Annotated in this window: 15 protein-coding genes and 1 tRNA gene; 12 read left to right on the top strand and 4 right to left on the bottom strand. The window is 60.9% G+C overall.

All coding sequences use genetic code 11. From position 1 onward, the window contains the following. Positions 1-3: 3 nt before the first annotated feature. Entirely contained in the window at positions 4-2,124 is a 2,121-nt protein-coding gene (locus tag ACT3UQ_RS16605; RefSeq protein WP_096285349.1) for a RecQ family ATP-dependent DNA helicase, read from the bottom strand. A gap of 144 nt (positions 2,125-2,268) precedes the next feature. Between ACT3UQ_RS16605 and ACT3UQ_RS16600 the strand changes: the two genes are divergently transcribed. From ACT3UQ_RS16600 to ACT3UQ_RS16585, 4 genes are all read left to right on the top strand, one after another. After that, entirely contained in the window at positions 2,269-3,693 is a 1,425-nt protein-coding gene (locus ACT3UQ_RS16600) for a phosphomannomutase/phosphoglucomutase (protein ID WP_105553387.1), read from the top strand. A 13-nt stretch (positions 3,694-3,706) separates the two neighbouring features. Beyond that, the gene (locus ACT3UQ_RS16595) at positions 3,707-4,180 is read left to right on the top strand and encodes a hypothetical protein (RefSeq protein WP_096285353.1); all 474 of its coding nucleotides are present in this window, start codon (positions 3,707-3,709) and stop codon (positions 4,178-4,180) included. A gap of 10 nt (positions 4,181-4,190) precedes the next feature. Further along, positions 4,191-4,643, top strand: a complete 453-nt coding sequence (locus ACT3UQ_RS16590; RefSeq protein WP_105553388.1) for an RrF2 family transcriptional regulator — start codon at positions 4,191-4,193, stop codon at positions 4,641-4,643. A 120-nt stretch (positions 4,644-4,763) separates the two neighbouring features. Further along, positions 4,764-5,939: a globin domain-containing protein gene (locus tag ACT3UQ_RS16585; RefSeq protein WP_444637558.1), complete on the top strand. Its 1,176-nt coding sequence runs from the start codon at positions 4,764-4,766 to the stop codon at positions 5,937-5,939. Between the two features lie 76 nt (positions 5,940-6,015). On the opposite strand, the gene ACT3UQ_RS16580 is transcribed toward ACT3UQ_RS16585, so the two are convergent. Continuing rightward, on the bottom strand, positions 6,016-7,014 hold the full coding sequence (locus ACT3UQ_RS16580; RefSeq protein WP_096285359.1) for an alpha/beta fold hydrolase: 999 nt from the start codon (positions 7,012-7,014) through the stop codon (positions 6,016-6,018). Continuing rightward, a complete protein-coding gene (locus ACT3UQ_RS16575) occupies positions 7,011-7,538 on the bottom strand; it encodes a PadR family transcriptional regulator (protein ID WP_096285361.1) in 528 nt (175 codons plus the stop codon). Before ACT3UQ_RS16575 ends, ACT3UQ_RS16580 begins: the two co-directional genes overlap by 4 nt. A gap of 158 nt (positions 7,539-7,696) precedes the next feature. On the opposite strand from ACT3UQ_RS16575, the gene ACT3UQ_RS16570 reads away from it, so the two are divergent. Both ACT3UQ_RS16570 and ACT3UQ_RS16565 read left to right on the top strand, forming a co-directional pair. Further along, a complete protein-coding gene (locus tag ACT3UQ_RS16570; protein WP_105553390.1) occupies positions 7,697-8,617 on the top strand; it encodes an EamA family transporter in 921 nt (306 codons plus the stop codon). Positions 8,618-8,648: 31 nt separating this feature from the next. Further along, the gene (locus ACT3UQ_RS16565) at positions 8,649-9,857 is read left to right on the top strand and encodes a multidrug effflux MFS transporter (protein WP_105553391.1); all 1,209 of its coding nucleotides are present in this window, start codon (positions 8,649-8,651) and stop codon (positions 9,855-9,857) included. A gap of 92 nt (positions 9,858-9,949) precedes the next feature. On the opposite strand, the gene ACT3UQ_RS16560 is transcribed toward ACT3UQ_RS16565, so the two are convergent. Next, positions 9,950-11,782 (bottom strand): phosphoenolpyruvate carboxykinase (GTP), encoded by a 1,833-nt coding sequence (locus ACT3UQ_RS16560; protein WP_105553392.1) that lies wholly within the window; start codon positions 11,780-11,782, stop codon positions 9,950-9,952. Between the two features lie 319 nt (positions 11,783-12,101). Here ACT3UQ_RS16560 and ACT3UQ_RS16555 point away from each other — a divergent pair. The 6 genes from ACT3UQ_RS16555 to ACT3UQ_RS16530 all read left to right on the top strand — a co-directional run bounded on the left by ACT3UQ_RS16555 (position 12,102) and on the right by ACT3UQ_RS16530 (position 17,101). Beyond that, positions 12,102-12,178, top strand: a tRNA-Arg gene (locus ACT3UQ_RS16555). Between the two features lie 749 nt (positions 12,179-12,927). Then, a complete protein-coding gene (locus ACT3UQ_RS16550) occupies positions 12,928-13,902 on the top strand; it encodes an ABC transporter ATP-binding protein (protein ID WP_105569676.1) in 975 nt (324 codons plus the stop codon). Continuing rightward, positions 13,899-14,804, top strand: a complete 906-nt coding sequence (locus ACT3UQ_RS16545; protein WP_105569677.1) for an ABC transporter permease — start codon at positions 13,899-13,901, stop codon at positions 14,802-14,804. Before ACT3UQ_RS16550 ends, ACT3UQ_RS16545 begins: the two co-directional genes overlap by 4 nt. Before the next feature lie 40 nt (positions 14,805-14,844). Next, positions 14,845-14,973, top strand: coding sequence for a hypothetical protein (locus ACT3UQ_RS16540; protein WP_258133558.1), 129 nt, complete (start codon positions 14,845-14,847; stop codon positions 14,971-14,973). 74 nt (positions 14,974-15,047) lie between these two features. Then, positions 15,048-16,154 (top strand): class V lanthionine synthetase subunit LxmK, encoded by a 1,107-nt coding sequence (lxmK, locus tag ACT3UQ_RS16535; protein ID WP_444636187.1) that lies wholly within the window; start codon positions 15,048-15,050, stop codon positions 16,152-16,154. Beyond that, on the top strand, positions 16,154-17,101 hold the full coding sequence (locus ACT3UQ_RS16530) for a T3SS effector HopA1 family protein (protein WP_176484141.1): 948 nt from the start codon (positions 16,154-16,156) through the stop codon (positions 17,099-17,101). The genes lxmK and ACT3UQ_RS16530 overlap by 1 nt, the downstream gene beginning before the upstream one ends. Positions 17,102-17,261 lie beyond the last annotated feature (160 nt).

Here is a 17,261-nt window from a genome sequence, read left to right as displayed (position 1 = left end):
CAATTACCCTGCTATGCCCAGAGTGAAAGGCAAAACACCCGGTGCTCCGGCGATCCGCAATGCACGGCCCGCCATCGCCAAGGACCAGCGGGAGTCGGCGAGATCGTCAACCAGCATCACCGGCCCCGGTGCGGTGGACAGCAGTTGATCGATCTGTGCAGGAATTTCGAAGGCGTCTGCCACGGCTGCCAGACGGAAGGCCGAGTTACCGCCCGGTCCGCCCTGTGGCGGCGTCCCGCGGTATTCCAGCTGCCCCAGATAACGTAGCCGGCCGATCTGCGCCAGCCCCTGAGCCAACGAACTGATCAACTGTGGACGCTTGGTCGAGGGCATCGCCAGTACGGCGACCGGACGCTGTTCCCAGTTCCACTCGGCCAGCACCTTGGTGCAGGCCTCGAGCATGGCGGGGTCAATTGGCTTGTCCACCGGGTCAGCGAAGAGCTGACGCAACCGGTTACCCCAGCCTAGGTCGGTCAGTCGTGCCAGCGAGCGGCCGGTGGCCAATTGCTCATCCACCGGGATTTTGCCCTTCAGCGAATGCCCCAGTCGCTGCAGACCCGAGGGGTAGAGCTTGCGTGGTTCTATCTGGACGCCGGCACGCACCAGGGCGGCTTGGGCGTTGTCTTTGGACGCATCCGGGATGTGGTCATCGAACCAGGTGCCAGCGCAGTTATCGCAGCGTCCGCAAGGGGCTGATTCCGGGTCGTCAAGCGCCTTGGTGAGGAACTCCATTCGGCAACCCCGGGTGTTCTCATAATCAATCATCAGGGTCTGTTCATGCACCCGGCTTTGCGCCACTCGCTTATAGCGCTCTGCGTCGTAGGCCCAAGGCATGTCGGTGCGCATCCATCCGCCGGCCACGCGTTCGACGGCACCATCTACTGCGAGGACCTTGAGCAGCAGCTCCAGCGGGGAGCGCCGCAGGTTCACTGCGCTTTCCAGAGCTGGCACGCTCATCGCCCCGTCGGTTTGGGCCAAGGCCTCCAGGACCTGGTTCGCCCGGTTCTGGTCGGGCATGGAGCTGGTAGCGAAATAGTCCCAGATTTCTGCGTCATCCGAGCCCGGCAGCAGCAAGACATCGGCATTGATGCTGCCACGACCGGCGCGACCGACCTGCTGGTAATAGGCAACCGGTGAGCTTGGCGCCCCCACGTGGATGACAAAGCCCAGATCTGGTTTGTCGAAGCCCATGCCCAAGGCACTGGTGGCGATGAGCGCCTTGACTTCATTGGCTTTCAGCGCGCGTTCGAGTTTTTCGCGTTCTTCTATGTCGGTGCGTCCGGTGTAGGCGGCAACCGGATGCCCGGCATCGCGCAGCAGCCGGGCGATGTCTTCGGCGGCAGAGACGGTTAAGGTGTAGATGATTCCCGAGCCGTGGAAGTCGTCGATGTGGCTGAGCAGCCAGGCTAGCTGCATTCGGGGCGAGGGCAGGCGGAGCACCCCTAAGCGAAGCGAGTCGCGGGCGAGCGTGCCGCGCAAGGTGAAGACTTCTTGGGTTCCGCCGGAGAGCTGTTCGGCCACGTCCTGCACCACGCGGGAGTTCGCGGTTGCGGTGGTGGCAAGCACCGGCAGGCCCTGCGGGAGACGGTTGATCAGGTCACGAATGCGTCGGTAGTCGGGGCGGAAATCGTGTCCCCAGTCGGAAATGCAGTGGGCTTCGTCAATCACCAACAGCCCCAGGCGGCTCATCAGCATCGGCAGCTGCTGTTCCCGGAAAGAGGGATTGTTCAGGCGCTCGGGCGAAACCAGCAGCACATCGATCTCGTCGCGTTCCAGCTTGGACAGAATCTCGCGCCATTCGAGTACATTGGCGGAGTTGATTGCCGCGGCCCGCACTCCGGCACGCTCTGCCGCGGCCACCTGATCCCGCATCAGGGCAAGCAGCGGGGAGACGATCAGGGTGGGGCCGAAGCCCTGTTCACGCAACAACAACGAGGAAATGAAGTACACCGCAGATTTACCCCAGCCGGTGCGTTGCACCACCAGCGCCCTGCGGCGTTCTTCGACCAGCGCGCTAATCGCTTCGTACTGTCCGTCGTGAAACTGTGCCTCGGGATGCTGTACGAGGGCACGCAGTTTCTGCAGCGCGAGATTCTTCAGATCATTGTGCTGTGTGGCTTCCATATCCACAGTATTTCAGTATCGGCCCACGTTTTTGTTCTCCTCGGCGCGCATTGGGTACAACCGCGTGGAAGTGTAAGCCATTTCCCATGTACTAACTGGCCATTCGCCACCGCTTGGCACCGCCAAACCGGTAGTCTGAATGCTGTGAGTGAAGAAATTGACCTGAACCAGAGTTTCAAAGCCTATGACGTGCGAGGCGTAGTCGGTGAAAGCCTGGATGCCGAAGCCGTCGAAGCTATCGGCGCCGCTTTTGTCGACGTGTTGTCCCTGGCCGGGAAGGATGTCCTCGTTGGCGGCGACATGCGCCCGTCAAGCACGACTTTTGCCCAGGCTTTCGCCCGGGGCGCCACCTACCGCGGCGCCAATGTGGTGATGCTCGGCCTGATCTCCACCGATGAACTTTATTTTGCCTCCGGCAAGCACAAGGCCGCCGGCGTGGTGTTCACCGCCAGCCATAACCCGGCCCAGTACAACGGCATCAAGATGTCCAAGGCCGGGGCACGGCCGATCTCTTCGGACACCGGGCTTTTCGACATTCGTGACTTAGCTCAGCAGTACCTGGATGAGGGCCTGCCGGTTTCCGGTGACGGCGCCCAGGGCACCGTCAGCGAACGCGACGTGCTGGCCGACTACGCAGGCTACCTGCGCGAGCTGGTGGACCTTTCCGCGATCCGCCCGCTGAAGCTGGTGGTTGATGCCGGCAATGGCATGGGCGGTTTGACCACCCCCGCGGTTCTCGGAGATCAGGTCCTTCCCGGCCTGCCGCTGGAGATCGTGCCACTGTATTTCGACCTCGATGGGACCTTCCCGAACCATCCGGCTAACCCGCTGGAACCGGAAAACCTCAAGGATCTGCAGGCGGCGGTGCTGGAGCACGGCGCGGACCTGGGGCTGGCCTTCGACGGGGATGCGGATCGTTGCTTCGTGATCGACGAGCGCGGCCTGCCGTTGTCTCCTTCGGCGATTACCGCCTTGGTGGCGGTCCGGGAGATCGCGCGGGTGCAGGCCGAGGGCGAGCAGCAACCGGTGGTCATCCACAATCTGATCACCTCCAAGGCGGTGCCCGAGTTTGTGCAGAAGTTCGGTGGTGTTCCGGTGGAGACCCGTGTGGGTCATTCGTTCATCAAGGCCGAGATGGCGGTCCAGGGGGCGGTGTTCGGCGGTGAGCACTCGGCTCACTACTATTTCCGTGATTTCTACAATGCCGATACCGGCATGCTCGCTGCCATGCACGTGTTGGCGGCCTTGGGTGAGCAGCAGTTGCCGCTTTCCGAGTTGGGCCGGGAATACGAGCCTTATGTTGCCACCGGGGAAATCAATTCGGAGGTCGCGGACAAGGCTGGTGCCATCGCTCGGGTGGTAGCGCATTTTGCCGGCCAGCCGGTGGACGTCAGCACGCTGGATGGCACAACCTTCAGCGCACAGGACGGCAGCTGGTGGATCAATTTGCGTCCTTCGAATACCGAACCGTTCCTGCGTTTCAACGGTGAAGGCGCCACGGCGCAGCATATCGAACCGATTCGCGATACGGTTTTAGCAATCGTGCGCGAAGCAAACACCACCAAGTAAAGGGGTCAAAGCCATGAATCTCGAAGAACTAGACGAGTCCGTCAAGGACGCACTGAACAAGGTTTTGGGCACCGCACTGGGTGTGGCCCGCGAGCAGCTTGAGGAGCAGGGCGTCTTCCTGCCTTTCGCTATCGCCTTGGAACCCACGGAAGCCGATGGCGAGCCAGAGCTGCGTCTGATCGCGGTTCCACCAACGGACAACCCCGAAGACCCGGATGCGGACATCGACACCGAGGCCATGGCCGCGGATCTGGTTGAGGTGCTCAACCAGCAGGGAACCCACTTCGATGCGATTGCGATCGCCTCGGACGTGCTGCTCGAAGCAGATGACCGCGACGCCATCCATGTGGTGGCCGAGCACAAGGTCGGCGCGGCGCTGGCGATTGTCCAGCCATACGCCATGCCATCCGAACCAGGCGGCGAGTGGACCTTCGAAGATCCTGCCGCGGAATCCGCCGAGTCGGTGTGGGCCAACACCCAGCAGTAGACTTGAGTTCATGAAACTCAGCGCCTTCGCCGACGTGTGCCTACGAACCGTAATGGTTCTAGGCGCACCGGGCGTAGGCCAACTGACCAGCCGTGAAGTTTCCGACCTAGTCGGGGTTCCCTATAACCACGTGGCCAAGGCCGTACTGGAATTGCGCACCCTGGGCCTCATCGAGGTCACCCGTGGGCGTCATGGTGGCGCACAGATGACCGAGCAAGGTTTAGCGTTCTCCGTGGGCGCGCTCTTGCGCCGGCTGGATTGGCGTGAAGATGTCGTGGACTGCACATCTCATGACGCAACGGACGATTGCCCCCTGGCTGGCGGTTGCCGGCTGCGCTTGGCATTGCGGGCGGCCAGAGAAGCCTTTTATGCTTCCCTAGACCCGTTGACGGTCAAAGAGATTTGCGAAAACTCGCCGGCAATTGGTCTCCTCCCCTTCCCCACTGTTCGTCATGGCGCGTAGCCAAGCCCTGGGCTTCCGCTAAGTTCCTGATCGATTTGCAATCATCTTCTACAAGGAGTAGAACTAAAAGCATAATCTTGTATTTCAAATACAAGTTATTCCCGCCTTCAAGGAGACCAGATGCTTTCAAACCAGTCCCGCCCAATCATCGAAGCCACGCTGCCGATTATTGGTCAGCGCATCTCCAGCATCACCCCAAAATTCTATGAGCGGCTCTTTGCCGCTCACCCGCAGCTGCTCGACGGAATCTTCTCCCGGTCGAACCAGAAGAACGGAACGCAGCAGCAGGCTCTCGCCGGCTCCATCGCGGTCTTCGCCGCCCACCTGTTGAATTCGCCAGCGACGCTGCCCGAAACCATGCTGGCCCGCATTGCGCACAAGCACAGCTCGCTCGGTGTCGTCGAGGAGCAGTACCCCATCGTGCATGAGCACCTGTTCGCCGCCATCGCCGAGGACCTTGGCGACGCGCTGACCCAGGAAATCGCGGAGGCCTGGAGCGAGGTGTACTGGCTGATGGCCCACGCGCTGATCAAGATCGAAAAGGGCTTGTACGCTCAGCAGGCAAACGACGTCGTCTACAGCCTGTGGAGGCTCATCGAACGTACCGAAGCTGCCAACGGCTCGCTGACCTTCAGCTTCGAGCCGGGCGATGACACCGCGGCTACCCTAGCCAAGCCCGGACAATTCATTTCGGTGCGCATGCCGATGGCCGATGGCCTGCGCCAGGTTCGCCAGTACACGCTCAGCGCGGATATCGAGAACACCGCACGGCGCACGTTCACCGTGAAACTTGATGTGGCTGGCGAGTTCAGCCCGGTCCTGCATGGCGCGCTGCAGGTCGGGGACGAAGTCGAACTTTCAAATCCCTATGGAGACCTCATCATCGACGTTTCTGGCGCACCGCTGGTCATCGCCACCGCTGGCATCGGCTGCACTCCGAGCGCCGCGGCCCTGAGCACCCTGGCGGCGCACGGCTCGACCCGTGAAATCACCGTGCTGCATGCGGACCGGGACTACGCCTCCTGGCCGCTGCGCGAGCAGATGCTCGATTCGCTGTCCCAGCTGCCACAGGCGAAGCTGCGCACCTGGTTCGAACGCGGAGAACTTCCGGAACGCATCGAGGCCACCGCGGGCTTCATGGACCTGAGCGATCAGGTTGCCGCCGGCAGCCACCTCTACCTGTGCGGGCCACTGCCGTTCATGCACGCGGTCCGCGGCCAGGCGCTGGCCGCCGGCGTCCCAGCCCAGCACATCCACTACGAGGTCTTCGGACCGGATGTTTGGCTAGCAGCCTGAATATAGACCGGCTAAGCGCGGTGCAGCTACATCAATGGGGGCAGCTGCACCGCGCTTAGCTGTCAGCCGAAGCCATTCACTTCTTCTCGGGCTTTTTAGCTTTCGGTTTCTCGTCCGGGACCGCGGACTGCGGCGCTGAGGCTCGCTCCGGCTTTTCTGCGGGCGCTTCAACAGTTGCCGCGCGCTCGGGCTTTGCCTGCTTGGAAGCCTTGGGCTGTTTCGATGGCTTGGCGGTTAACGGATCTACGAGGATCGGGTGGATCGTCGAGTCGGTAATCCAACGCCGCACCACGGAGTTGAACAGCAAGGGGTTCTCAATATTCCATTGGTGGTGCATTCCCGGGACCACCCGGGTCACCGCCTGCCCAAGCTCCTCGCGGAGCGCCGCGAAAGACTTCTGCACGAGTTTGGGTTCTTTGCCCCCAGCCAGCGCGAGCACCGGGCCGGTGTAGGCAGAGAGCCTTTCCGGCACTCCTCCGGGATCCAGATCGTCCATGATGGCGCGCAGATTCTCCGGCTTCAGCATCACCCCGTGTTCGGTGAACAGCTCCCTTTCGTCATCCACCATGCCGTAGGCGCCGGCTTGGAACCGCCAGTACCATTCGCTGCCGATGAGCTTGAGCTGCATCCGGTTCACCGCACGTGCCGCGGCCGGAACTCCGGTGACCGGAGTGCCGGTCAGCAACAGCGAATCGATCAGTTCCGGATGCCGGGCCGCCACATGCAAGGCAATGACACCGCCGAGCGACATCCCTACTAGATGCACTCCGCCTTCGGATACTTCGTCGGCGATCAGCGCCGCCACATCGTCTGCGGCGGAATCCAGTCCCTGCCAGGTTTCTTCGCTGCGCGCGCCGAAGGCCGGCAGGTGCAAGGTCAAGACGTTATAGTCGCCAAAGGCCAGGACCTGCGGATCCCAGCTCCAGTTGCCAACGTTTCCGCCATGCAGGAACACCAGCGTCTGTTCGTGCTTATGCGGCCCCGCCTGCCGGCGAGCCGGATGCAGCTCGGGGTAATCGGTAGCCTCGCGGGTGAATTTCTTCGCCGTGGGCCCCTGATCTTTGCCTAGCGTCATGGCAGATGCTCCAATACTGCGTCGAGCCACTCCAGCTCGGCGGCCTGCTGTCGGATTGCATGGTCCAAGGTGGCGGCCATCAGGAAGCTACGACGGTCCGCGGCAGCTCGCATATCGATGCCCTCGCGCTGCGAGAGGTAGTCATCCAGGATCGCCTGCGTCTTGGCCCGGCGTTCGACCAGCAGCTGGTCGATGTCCTCGCGCGGCAGCTCGGCAGCGAAAAAGACCTGGCCCATGAACGGATCTCGTTCGGCACCGTGGGCCGCGCCGTTGGAAAGCCACCCGACCAGGGCCTCGCGCCCCGCATCGGTGATGTGGTGCTCCTGGCGGTCGGGATAATTCGACTGGGCCACGGTGGTCACCGTGGCCCAGCCTTGATCCACCAGCTGCGCCAACGTGCGGTAGATCTGTGCCTTGTCGGCGTTCCAGAAGTGATTAATAGAGGAGTCAAAGTGCTTCTTGAGCTCGTAACCAGTCATCGGTGCCAAACAAAGCAACCCTAGAATCAATCGTGCCAAAACCATGGATTCATCTTTTCATATTTAGTTGATTTTGCACCCACTTACCCGTCGGTAGCTGGAAACTGAACCCGGATTGTGACAATTCCACGCCGTATTCTTGGCCAACTGACCTGCCTGCACTTCAATCAGAGAGGCCCCGACTCGAAAAAGGTTGTCCCCCTATGAACTCCCAAGCTCAAAGCAAACCGGCCGCCCCGCCACATTCGGGTGGCCGCGCGGCGCTTTTCGTGGTGCTGGGTTCGATCGGAGTGCAGAGCTCCTCGGCAATCTCGGCAAGCATGTTCGAGGCACTCGGCTCACCCGCCGTCAGTTCCTTGCGGCTAGTCCTTGCGGCCGTGGTGCTGCTGGTCTTCTTGCGTCCGACCGTGCGCGGGCACAGCGCGAGCGCGTGGTCGGCGATTGCCTGCTACGGAATCGTCATGGCGGCGATGAACTTGTTGCTTTATAAGGCGATCGAATATTTGCCCCTAGGCGTTGCCGTCACCCTGGATTTTCTGGGCCCTGCGGTGGTGGCGCTGGTGTTCTCCCGCCGTATCCGCGAGGCCGCCTGGGCATTGCTCGCCCTGGGCGGGGTGATTCTCATTGCCGGGCCCGGCGGCCATTTCGATCTGCTCGGCTTCGCCTTCGGCATCGGGGCGGGACTCTGCTTCGCGTTGTATACCCTGCTGGCCGAGAAGGTAGGCAAGGCAGGCGACTCCTCCGTCAGCTCGCTGGCGCTGTCCGTGTCGATCGCCGCGCTGGTCTCCTTGCCCTTCGGCATCCCGAAGGTTGCCGAGGTGACCGGAGCGCAATGGGGACTACTGGCCCTGAGCGGCGCGATCGGGGTGGCCATCCCCTATCTGGTGGACACCCTGGCGGCTCGCATATCCTCGGCCCGCGTGGTGGGTACGCTGTTCGCCATCGACCCGGCCATGGGCACGCTGATCGGTTGGCTGGTGCTCGGTGAGCAGCTGGGTTGGTTGTCCCTGCTCGGCATCCTTTGCGTGGCGCTGGCCGGTGCCGGGGTGACCTGGTTTGCCGCCAAACCGCCCGGTCCGCTGGAGCAGGTACCCGCGACGGACCTCGCTAGGGAACAAGCGTAGCTAGGGCGGTTTCCGCTTCTAGAATGGGCTTATGCCTTCTGCCTTCGAGCGCTCACGCTTGACCCCACCGCTTTTTGCCCTGCTGATCCTGCTGGGCACCACCGGCCCGCTGGCCACGGACATGTATCTGCCTTCCTTCCCGGCGATGACGCAGGAGTTCTCCACTTCCGCTTCGGCGATCCAGCTGACCCTGACCTTCTTCCTGCTGGGGATGGGCCTTGGACAGCTCCTGTGGGGAGCGCTCTCGGACCGGCTAGGCCGCGCCAGGCCGTTGCGCTGGGGCACCGCATTATTCGTGCTGGCCTCGGTGGCCGCCGCGCTGGCGCCATCCTTGGAGGCGTTGAGCATCGCCCGCGGTTTGCAAGGCATCGGCGGAGCGGCGGGCGTGGTGATTTCCAAGGCGATCGTGGCCGACACGACCAAGGGCGTCCAGACCGCACGAACCTTCAGCATTTTGATGACTTTCGGGGCAATAGCTCCGGCGGTGGCCCCGCTCTTGGGAGCCTACCTCGGTGAGCTAGGCGGCTTCCGCCTGGTGCTGTGGGTGCTCAGCGCCGCCGCGCTGCTCATGGTCACCGGATCCCTGGCCATCTACCGAGAAACCCTCGCCCCCGCGGCACGTTCGGGCGGAAATTTCCTTGCCCCGCTGAAGCTGGCGCTCTCCCGCCGGCGATTTGTCGGCTACCTGGTCCAGTTCGGCTTCGCTTTCGGCGCGATGATGGCCTATGTCTCGGCCTCGCCCTTCCTCTATCAAGAGGTGCTGGGTCTCAGCGCGCGGGGCTACGCCCTATGCTTCGGCCTCAACGCGGCGGGCCTGATCCTTTCGGGCTTGGTCTCTGCACGGCTGGTGGGCCGGGTCCCGCTACGCCGCACCATATCGGTCGCGCTGACGATTCTGCTGGGCGCAAGCCTGGTGATCCTCCTGCTGGCGATGCTCCAGATACGCAGTCTGGGCCTGGCGGCGGTGATCTTCGTGCTGGTCTCCTCGATCGGCTTCACCATGGGCAATACCACCGGATTGGCGTTGGCCGAGGTGCGCGATGTTTCGGGCTCGGGCTCCGCACTCTTGGGGTCGGCGCAATTCCTCATCGGCGCGTTAGCCACCCCGCTGGTCGGTCTGTCCGGGGCGGATTCCGCGTTGGCCTTTGCGCTCACCGCGGTGGCCAGTTCGCTGATCGCGTTTGGCGCGCTCCTCTACACCGCGGATCGTTTCCACCCCGGCGCCATGGAGCACCCCTAGCGATGGGCGGGCAATCAACTCCGCGTGGTTAAACGAAGATCCCGCGGAATCCGCAGTTCTGCGGATCCCACGGGATCTTCTGCCACCGAAAGCTAGGCGCTGAGGCGGGCTTTCAAACCGTCGAGCTCGGCACGCAGCGATGCTGGCAGCGCGTCACCGAAGTTCTCGTACCATTCTTCGATTCCCTCGACCTCGGTGGCCCATTCGTCCTTGTTGACCGCCACGGCGGCCTCCACGTCGGCTGGGGTGAAATCCTTCAGACCCGTCAGGTCCAGGGAGTCGCCGGTTGGCACGTTGCCGATGATGGTCTCCTTGGCGTCCGCGGTGCCTTCGATACGCTCGATGGCCCACTTGAGCACGCGCGAGTTATCTCCGAAACCAGGCCATGCGAAGCCGCCGTCGGCGGTGCGGCGGAACCAGTTGACCAAGAAGATCTTCGGCATCTGCTCCGGGTTGAGCTTCTCGGAGATCTTGTCCCAGTGGTTCAGGTAGTCCCCTGCGTTGTAGCCAATGAATGGCAGCATGGCCATCGGGTCGCGGCGGATCACACCGGTTGCGCCGGAAGCGGCGGCGGTGGTCTCCGAGGACAGGGTTGAACCCATGAAGATGCCGTTGGTCCAGCTGCGTGCCTCGGTCACCAGCGGGATGGTCGTCTTGCGACGTCCGCCGAAGAGGATCGCGTCGATCTTCACGCCGTTTGGCGAGTAGTAATCCTCGGACAGCATGTCGACCTGGTCGATCGGGGTGCAGAAACGGGAGTTCGGGTGCGCCGCGTTGGTGCCCGACTCTGGCGTCCAGTCATTGCCCAACCAGTCGGTCAGGTGCGCCGGAGCCTCGTCGGTCATGCCCTCCCACCAGACGCCGCCTTCGTCGGTCAGCGCTACGTTGGTGAAGATGGAGTTGCCCTTGGTGATGGCACGCATGGCGTTCGGGTTGGTGGACCACCCGGTGCCCGGCGCCACACCGAACAGGCCGTATTCCGGGTTCACCCCGCGCAGCTCGCCGTCCTTGCCGATGCGCATCCAGTTGATGTCATCGCCCAGCGTCTCGGCTTTCCAGCCTTCAATGGTTGGTTCCAGCAGGGCGAGGTTCGTCTTGCCGCAGGCCGAGGGGAAGGCCGCTGCAATGTTGTAGGACCTGCCCTGTGGGCTGGTCAGCTTCAGGATCAGCATGTGCTCGGCGAGCCAACCCTCGTCGCGGGCCATTGCCGAGGCAATGCGCAGCGAGTAGCACTTCTTGCCCAGCAGGGCGTTTCCGCCGTAGCCCGAGCCGTAAGACATGATGGCGCGCTCTTCGGGGAAGTGCACGATCCACTTGTCTTCGTTGCATGGCCAGACGACATCTTCCTGCCCTGGCTTAAGCGGTGCGCCGACCGAGTGCAACGCAGGAACAAAGAAGGCTTCTTCGGCTTCCATCTTGCGCAGCACTTCGCTACCGATCTTGGCCATGACGCGCATCGAAGCGACCACGTAGGCGGAGTCGGTCAGCTCTACACCGTATGCAGGCTCGTCGGCGTTCAGCGGGCCCATGACGAAAGGAATGACGTACATGGTGCGTCCGCGCATCGATCCGTCGAACAGTCCGTTGAGCATCGACTTCATCTTCGCTGGGTCTTCCCAGTTATTGGTGAAGCCGGCGTCTTCTTCCTTCTCCGAGCAGATGAAGGTGCGCTCCTCAACACGGGCGACGTCCTTCGGATCCGAGAATCCTGCGTAGGAATTCGGGAAGTTCGGGTCGGTCAGCTTAACCAGAGTGCCGGCCTCAACCAGTTCAGCGGTCAGGCGGTCATTCTCCGCAGCGGAGCCGTCGACCCAATAAACACGTTCGGGCTTCGTCAGCGCGGCAACTTCCTCAACCCAAGCTGCCAACTTTGCGTGCGTGGTTGGCGCTGCGTCGATTACGTTCTGATCGGAGCTCGTGCTCATTATCCATTCCCTCCATTGGGCTGAATTTGTCAATAAATCAAGGCTAGGGGTACTCCAGCTGGCACATTGTGTGACCCAATCCTCAGCATTGGGCTGATGTTAGACTTGGGAAGATAAATTTCCCGAAATTTCGGGGGTTTATCGATGAACATCAACCCATTTATGTGACCAAGGTCACGTAGACCGGTACCCTTTTGGATTCTTCACATAACCTTCTGTTCACTTTCGATAGATACCGTCCACCTGCGATTTGTACCGATCGAATTTCATCTGTATAGTTATTCGAGGTTCGCGAGAGTGAATCAAGCAAACTAAATATGCGCCCATAGCTCAGCTGGATAGAGCGCCTGTCTACGGAACAGGAGGCCGGGGGTTCGAATCCCTCTGGGCGCACCAAAAAAGTAAAAGTCTCGGGACATCGTTGATTTGATGTCCCGAGACTTTTTCGTTTAACCTTCTGCAAGTCCTTAATGCCGGATCCCGCTGTCCGCGTCCCATGTCGGCGCCGCAAGGGTCAGCGAGCAGGAGCCAATGGACTCAGCGCGGCTTGTAGCACCTTATTCTGCATTTGCGCGAAAACGCGTCATGGGGCTATCGGCAGCTGCTGAATCCCATGGCCCACTGAGTCATGAGCAACGTTTATACCTTTACTCAGCGTGGAATTCGCAACCTGAGCTAGCAAGAGAATCCGAAGTACTGGCATAGCAATGCTCCGCTGAATGCCGCGTCGGCCAAGGAAATAAGTGTGGTGTTGAGTGCAACGGTTCCAGCGGTAAGCAACTTGACCATGAGTTTCTCCAGTTTTCGCGATCTAGATGATGACGTGCCCGGCAGCTTTGTGCCACCAACAACTTTTCACCGGTCCGCGCATGCGGCACATATACAAAAGACCAATAATTCCGCTCTATATGATTCAGCTGGATTAAATGGCGGCAGGCCGAATACCCACACTTCGAACAGTGGGAAGCGAATCGATAGTCTGCGAATATACGCTCAACTAATCTGCCAGGAGTGCTGATCAATTCCCGCTCAGGAAGGAATATTGGCCTTTAGAACAATGCAGAACTGTACTCAAGTACAGGGTCAGCTCGTTCTTCGCTCCATAGAGTCGGTATCGATAACGAAACCAACACGAGGAGCACCTCATGAACGGACTGCAGCTCACCGGCATCGTCCGCAGCTTCGGCAACCGCACGGTTCTGCACGATATGGACCTTTCGGTTCAACGCGGCGAGATCGTCGGGTTCATTGGCGGTAACGGCGCCGGCAAGACCACCACGATGCGGCTAATCCTCGGATTGCTGAACGCCGACCGGGGAGAAATCACCTGGGATGGATCACCAATCACCACGGCAGATCGTCGAGCCATCGGCTACATGCCAGAAGAACGCGGACTCTACCCGCAAATGCCCGTCCGCGAGCAAATTATTCATTTTGCTCTGCTGGAAGGCCATATGGGAAAACAGGCCAGAGCGGTTGCCGACGATCTTATCGGCTCCCTGGGCTTGACCGGGCGGGAAAAAACCTTAATCCAGGACCTGTCGCTGGGCAATCAGCAACGTGTCCAGTTGGCTGTCTCGCTCGTCGGCAATCCTGCGCTTCTGGTCCTCGATGAACCGTTCTCTGGTTTGGACCCAACCGCGGTGGCCACGATGGGTTCGCTGCTTCGCGAACAGGCTGCCCGCGGTGTGGGGGTGCTCTTCTCATCCCACCAGCTTGACCTGGTAGAACGTCTTTGCGACAAGGTTTGCGTCCTAGACCAAGGGCGAGTGAAGGCCAGCGGCAGTGTCGCCGAATTGCAAAATGACGGCCAAAGCAGATGGCAGCTGAGGTTCTCGGCGAATGCCGACGGCTTCGCAGCAGAGATCGCCATGATCCGAGGGCTCACAGTCACGTTGCCCGCCGAAGACCACAGCACGGTGTTCGTGTCCATGTCCGGAACCGATCTGGACCTGCCGCCGGCGCTACTGGCGGCGGCGCAACGTCATGGTTCCTTGCGCAGCATCGAAGCAATTCAGCGATCCTTGGACGACTTGCTGTCCCAGGACTTCATTTCCGCCGGACGTGGCGAACTGACCATCAACGCACAACTCGCCCAGAATGCAGGAGGAATCTCATGACCACCCAGCCGCTAAGCCTTAACATCATGCCGGGCCTGAGCGGAACGTTCCGCGAAACTGGATTGGTAATTCGGCGCGAAATCCTCACCCGGACGGCCAATCGAACCATCTTGATTACCACCGGATTACTTGCCCTGGGAGTCGCCGCAGCAGCAGGCATCGGCGGTTGGTTCCTCGTGAACTCCATGGAGCAATTTCAGGCCTTCACGCTTAATCCTCGAATGCTCTTTGCCACAGCCATGATCTGTGCACTCCTTACCTCTCTGGTTTATTCGGCTCAAAGCCTGACCACCGGGGTCGTGGAGGAAAAATCTTCGAGAGTCGTCGAAATCCTGCTGACCAAAATCGGTATCACGCCGTTGCTGCTCGGCAAGCTCATCGGCATCGGCCTGGTAACTCTCACGCAATTACTGGTCATCGGTGGCGCAGGGGTGCTCGGGTTCTCGGTGGTGGGAGGCTTCTCGCTACTCGACGTGGAAGCTGGACCTATCCTGGTGTGGTTCCTGATCTGGTTCTTGCTTGGATATGCCATCTTTGCGCTATTGAACACGGCGCTGGCGGCCACCGTGGCCCGCCAAGAAGATTTAGCTTCTGCGGTTATGCCGCTGTCGGTCTTGCAGATGGTGCTGCTGGTACTAGCGCTCTATGTCCTGCCCAATAATCTTGAGAACGGCTGGTTGCACGCCCTGTCGTTCGTACCGCTGTTCTCCTCGTACCTCATGCCGATGCGCGTCGGACTCGATGGAGTAGATGCCTGGCAGATGGCGACCTCCGCCGCAATCGCGGTGCTGTCCATTCCAGTGCTTTTCTGGATGGCCACCAAGCTCTACCGGAACAACGCGCTGCGTACCGGTTCGCGAGTCTCGCTACGCGATGCGCTCAGCTCCGACGATGCCGCCTAGATTCTCCCGCTTCACACAGTCAATGACGAAAGGACACCCCATGACTGACAACGACAATCATCAGGATCTCGCCAAGAAGCCCTCGAATATTCGAAAGCAACTGCGTAATCTCGCCTTGCTCGCCCTCGGCGTCGCCATTGCCTACGTCGTCACCAATTTCCTCCGCTAGCGACCCCGTCAGCTCTTCGAGATTCCCTGTTCGTATCGGCGTCGCCGGTACGAACAGGAAGGAAGCAGATCATCATGAGCACGACTACGCTTTATCCTCGATCTTTGAACCCCGAGGCTCATCAGGCTTCACTTTTGGCTGATGCGCTATTGGAACAGCTAGGGCGGGCCTCGGTCCGGAGTATTTCTCCGGCAGCTTTTGCCGGGCGCAACGGGACCTGGGTCCTGACGCTAGCCGATGGCAGCAAGGTCTTTGCCAAACGTTTCTCCGAAAAATCTTCGACGCCGCGAGCGTTCAATCGCTCCTTGGAATTCGCACGCTTCGCCCACACGCATCCGCACCATGCGCCGGCAAGCGCACGCCTGATCGCCTCGAATGAAATTGAACGCCTTCTCATCTTTGACTACTGCCCCGGTGAAAGCCTAGCCAGCATGGTGGTTGAGGAACGGGTGCCGGCAGATTTCGCGTCACGGGCCGGTGAAATCCTTGGACGTTTGCATACCGCTGCCCCGACAGGTCTGGAGCCCACCACCATTTCCAGTCCCCCGATTGAAATGCTGCACCTCGGCGTTCCGCAGGCCCAGTACCAGAATTTTACCCTCGCCGAAATCGCGCTGTGGGCGCAGTTGCAGTCCGATAATCTACTCATCAATGCAGCCGTTGAACTGCGTGACTGGGAACTGCAGCATCAAACCAGCCCAATCCACGCGGACCTGCGGCTCGACCAGTTTCATCTTGAGGAGAACGAGCTACTCCTGCTCGACTGGGAGGAATTCGGACTAGGAGATCCCGCCCGGGATCTCGGCATGCTGGCCGGAGAATGGATCTACCGCGCGGTTCTCGACACGGTCACCAGCCGGGGCAATGCCGGGGCGCCCCCGGAACATTTCGACGAAGAGCAGGCCACAGCGGTCATGGCGCAACGCATGGCCATGGTGGTCCCGCAGATCCAGGAACTCTGGCGCAGCTACACCCGCATCGCAACCGGCTATGACGAGCAGCTCCCCGTGCGCGCCACCGCGCATCTGGGTTGGCATCTCATCGATCGTTCAATTGCCCGAGCTGCAATGGTCTCCCGGCTACCTGGCATCGAACGAGCCGCAGCCGGCGTCGGACGAAAGGCGTTGCTTAGTCCTGGCAGCTATTACCAAGCCCTTGGATTCGGAAGGAGTGAACACTGATGCCACCGACCCTCACCCGCTGGGCGAGCTTTGAGCGAATACTTGAAGGATTGGCCGATCACGTCAGGGTGGACTTGGCGGCGAATACGGCGCGTATCGGGAGCACCTCATTGAGCGCAGGAAGTCGAAGTGAGCTCAGATCGCAGCTTAGCGCGGCCACCTACACTCACCTGCACATCAGAAATCCGCTCATCGAGAATATGCCAACGACCGGGTACCAGGATCTCGCGGACGAATTAATCGCGGATATCCCCCACCGAAGCATCTGGCAGCAATCCGGATCGCCCGCAAGGCAAACGGTCGATGTCCAAGGTCTCAAGCACCACGTAGTCACCCTCGGCGGCGTCAAGGTACTTGTCCCACACCACGATGTGTCTCGGTTGGATCCCTCATCCGAAGCGGCCGTGCGCACGCCCAGCTGGCGCACCCGGACCACTCCCGGATACGTCTTGGCGCTCGGAGCAAGCGGAATCGATGCGGAGCAGGTCACTGCACGAATCTATGTCACCTGCGATTCGGCGGCTCAAGCCTTGGAACTCTGGCCTATCGTCCTAGATGTCTTAGCAAAGTCAGCCGGCGGCTATCAGGCTAAAGCGCTTTCCTCTTCCCTCGCCTATCCGCGCAGCGACGCGATGGTGCTCTACGTGCCAGACACCGCTGTGCAGGAGATCGCCGACCGTCTCACCGCCGCAACGGCTCGGATCTCAGCCCCGCACACGGAGCACTCGATCTTTACCCAGCGGCTGTCTCCAAGATTCTCGCAAGCGGGAGAATCGGCGGATCCACGGCCTTCCCACCGAGGGCTGAGCTTCGGACAGCACCGCTCCCGGGTACTCACCGATGCACTGCTGACCGCGGCCAAGAACGAGATGCGACTGCAGGATGCCTGGGCATTTGAGGCGACCAGAGCCAGGATCGATCCTCGTAATCCGGCAACCAATCTCTGAGCTTCTCCTACCTTTCCGCATTCACGAGCCAGCGAATTCAGCGCCTCGGTGAAGCACCCCCCAAAATTTGCGTACCGTCGAGGCGCCCCCGCAGCCTCTGGAAACGCGTTCACACCTCATCCGAGGAACAACACCATCAGCCTTCAACGGCAATTATCTC

The sequence above is a fragment of the Glutamicibacter sp. AOP12-B1-11 genome (genome assembly GCF_052379245.1).
Lineage (GTDB): Bacteria > Actinomycetota > Actinomycetes > Actinomycetales > Micrococcaceae > Glutamicibacter.
This window is presented reverse-complemented; position numbering and strand designations above follow the sequence as displayed.

Coding starts and splice junctions, on each gene's coding strand:
- ACT3UQ_RS16605 (WP_096285349.1), bottom strand. CDS start 2,124: ATGGAAGCCACACAGCACAATGATCTGAAGAATCTCGCGCTGCAGAAA.
- ACT3UQ_RS16595 (WP_096285353.1), top strand. CDS start 3,707: ATGAATCTCGAAGAACTAGACGAGTCCGTCAAGGACGCACTGAACAAG.
- ACT3UQ_RS16590 (WP_105553388.1), top strand. CDS start 4,191: ATGAAACTCAGCGCCTTCGCCGACGTGTGCCTACGAACCGTAATGGTT.
- ACT3UQ_RS16585 (WP_444637558.1), top strand. CDS start 4,764: ATGCTTTCAAACCAGTCCCGCCCAATCATCGAAGCCACGCTGCCGATT.
- ACT3UQ_RS16580 (WP_096285359.1), bottom strand. CDS start 7,014: ATGACGCTAGGCAAAGATCAGGGGCCCACGGCGAAGAAATTCACCCGC.
- ACT3UQ_RS16575 (WP_096285361.1), bottom strand. CDS start 7,538: ATGGTTTTGGCACGATTGATTCTAGGGTTGCTTTGTTTGGCACCGATG.
- ACT3UQ_RS16570 (WP_105553390.1), top strand. CDS start 7,697: ATGAACTCCCAAGCTCAAAGCAAACCGGCCGCCCCGCCACATTCGGGT.
- ACT3UQ_RS16565 (WP_105553391.1), top strand. CDS start 8,649: ATGCCTTCTGCCTTCGAGCGCTCACGCTTGACCCCACCGCTTTTTGCC.
- ACT3UQ_RS16560 (WP_105553392.1), bottom strand. CDS start 11,782: ATGAGCACGAGCTCCGATCAGAACGTAATCGACGCAGCGCCAACCACG.
- ACT3UQ_RS16550 (WP_105569676.1), top strand. CDS start 12,928: ATGAACGGACTGCAGCTCACCGGCATCGTCCGCAGCTTCGGCAACCGC.
- ACT3UQ_RS16545 (WP_105569677.1), top strand. CDS start 13,899: ATGACCACCCAGCCGCTAAGCCTTAACATCATGCCGGGCCTGAGCGGA.
- ACT3UQ_RS16540 (WP_258133558.1), top strand. CDS start 14,845: ATGACTGACAACGACAATCATCAGGATCTCGCCAAGAAGCCCTCGAAT.
- lxmK (WP_444636187.1), top strand. CDS start 15,048: ATGAGCACGACTACGCTTTATCCTCGATCTTTGAACCCCGAGGCTCAT.
- ACT3UQ_RS16530 (WP_176484141.1), top strand. CDS start 16,154: ATGCCACCGACCCTCACCCGCTGGGCGAGCTTTGAGCGAATACTTGAA.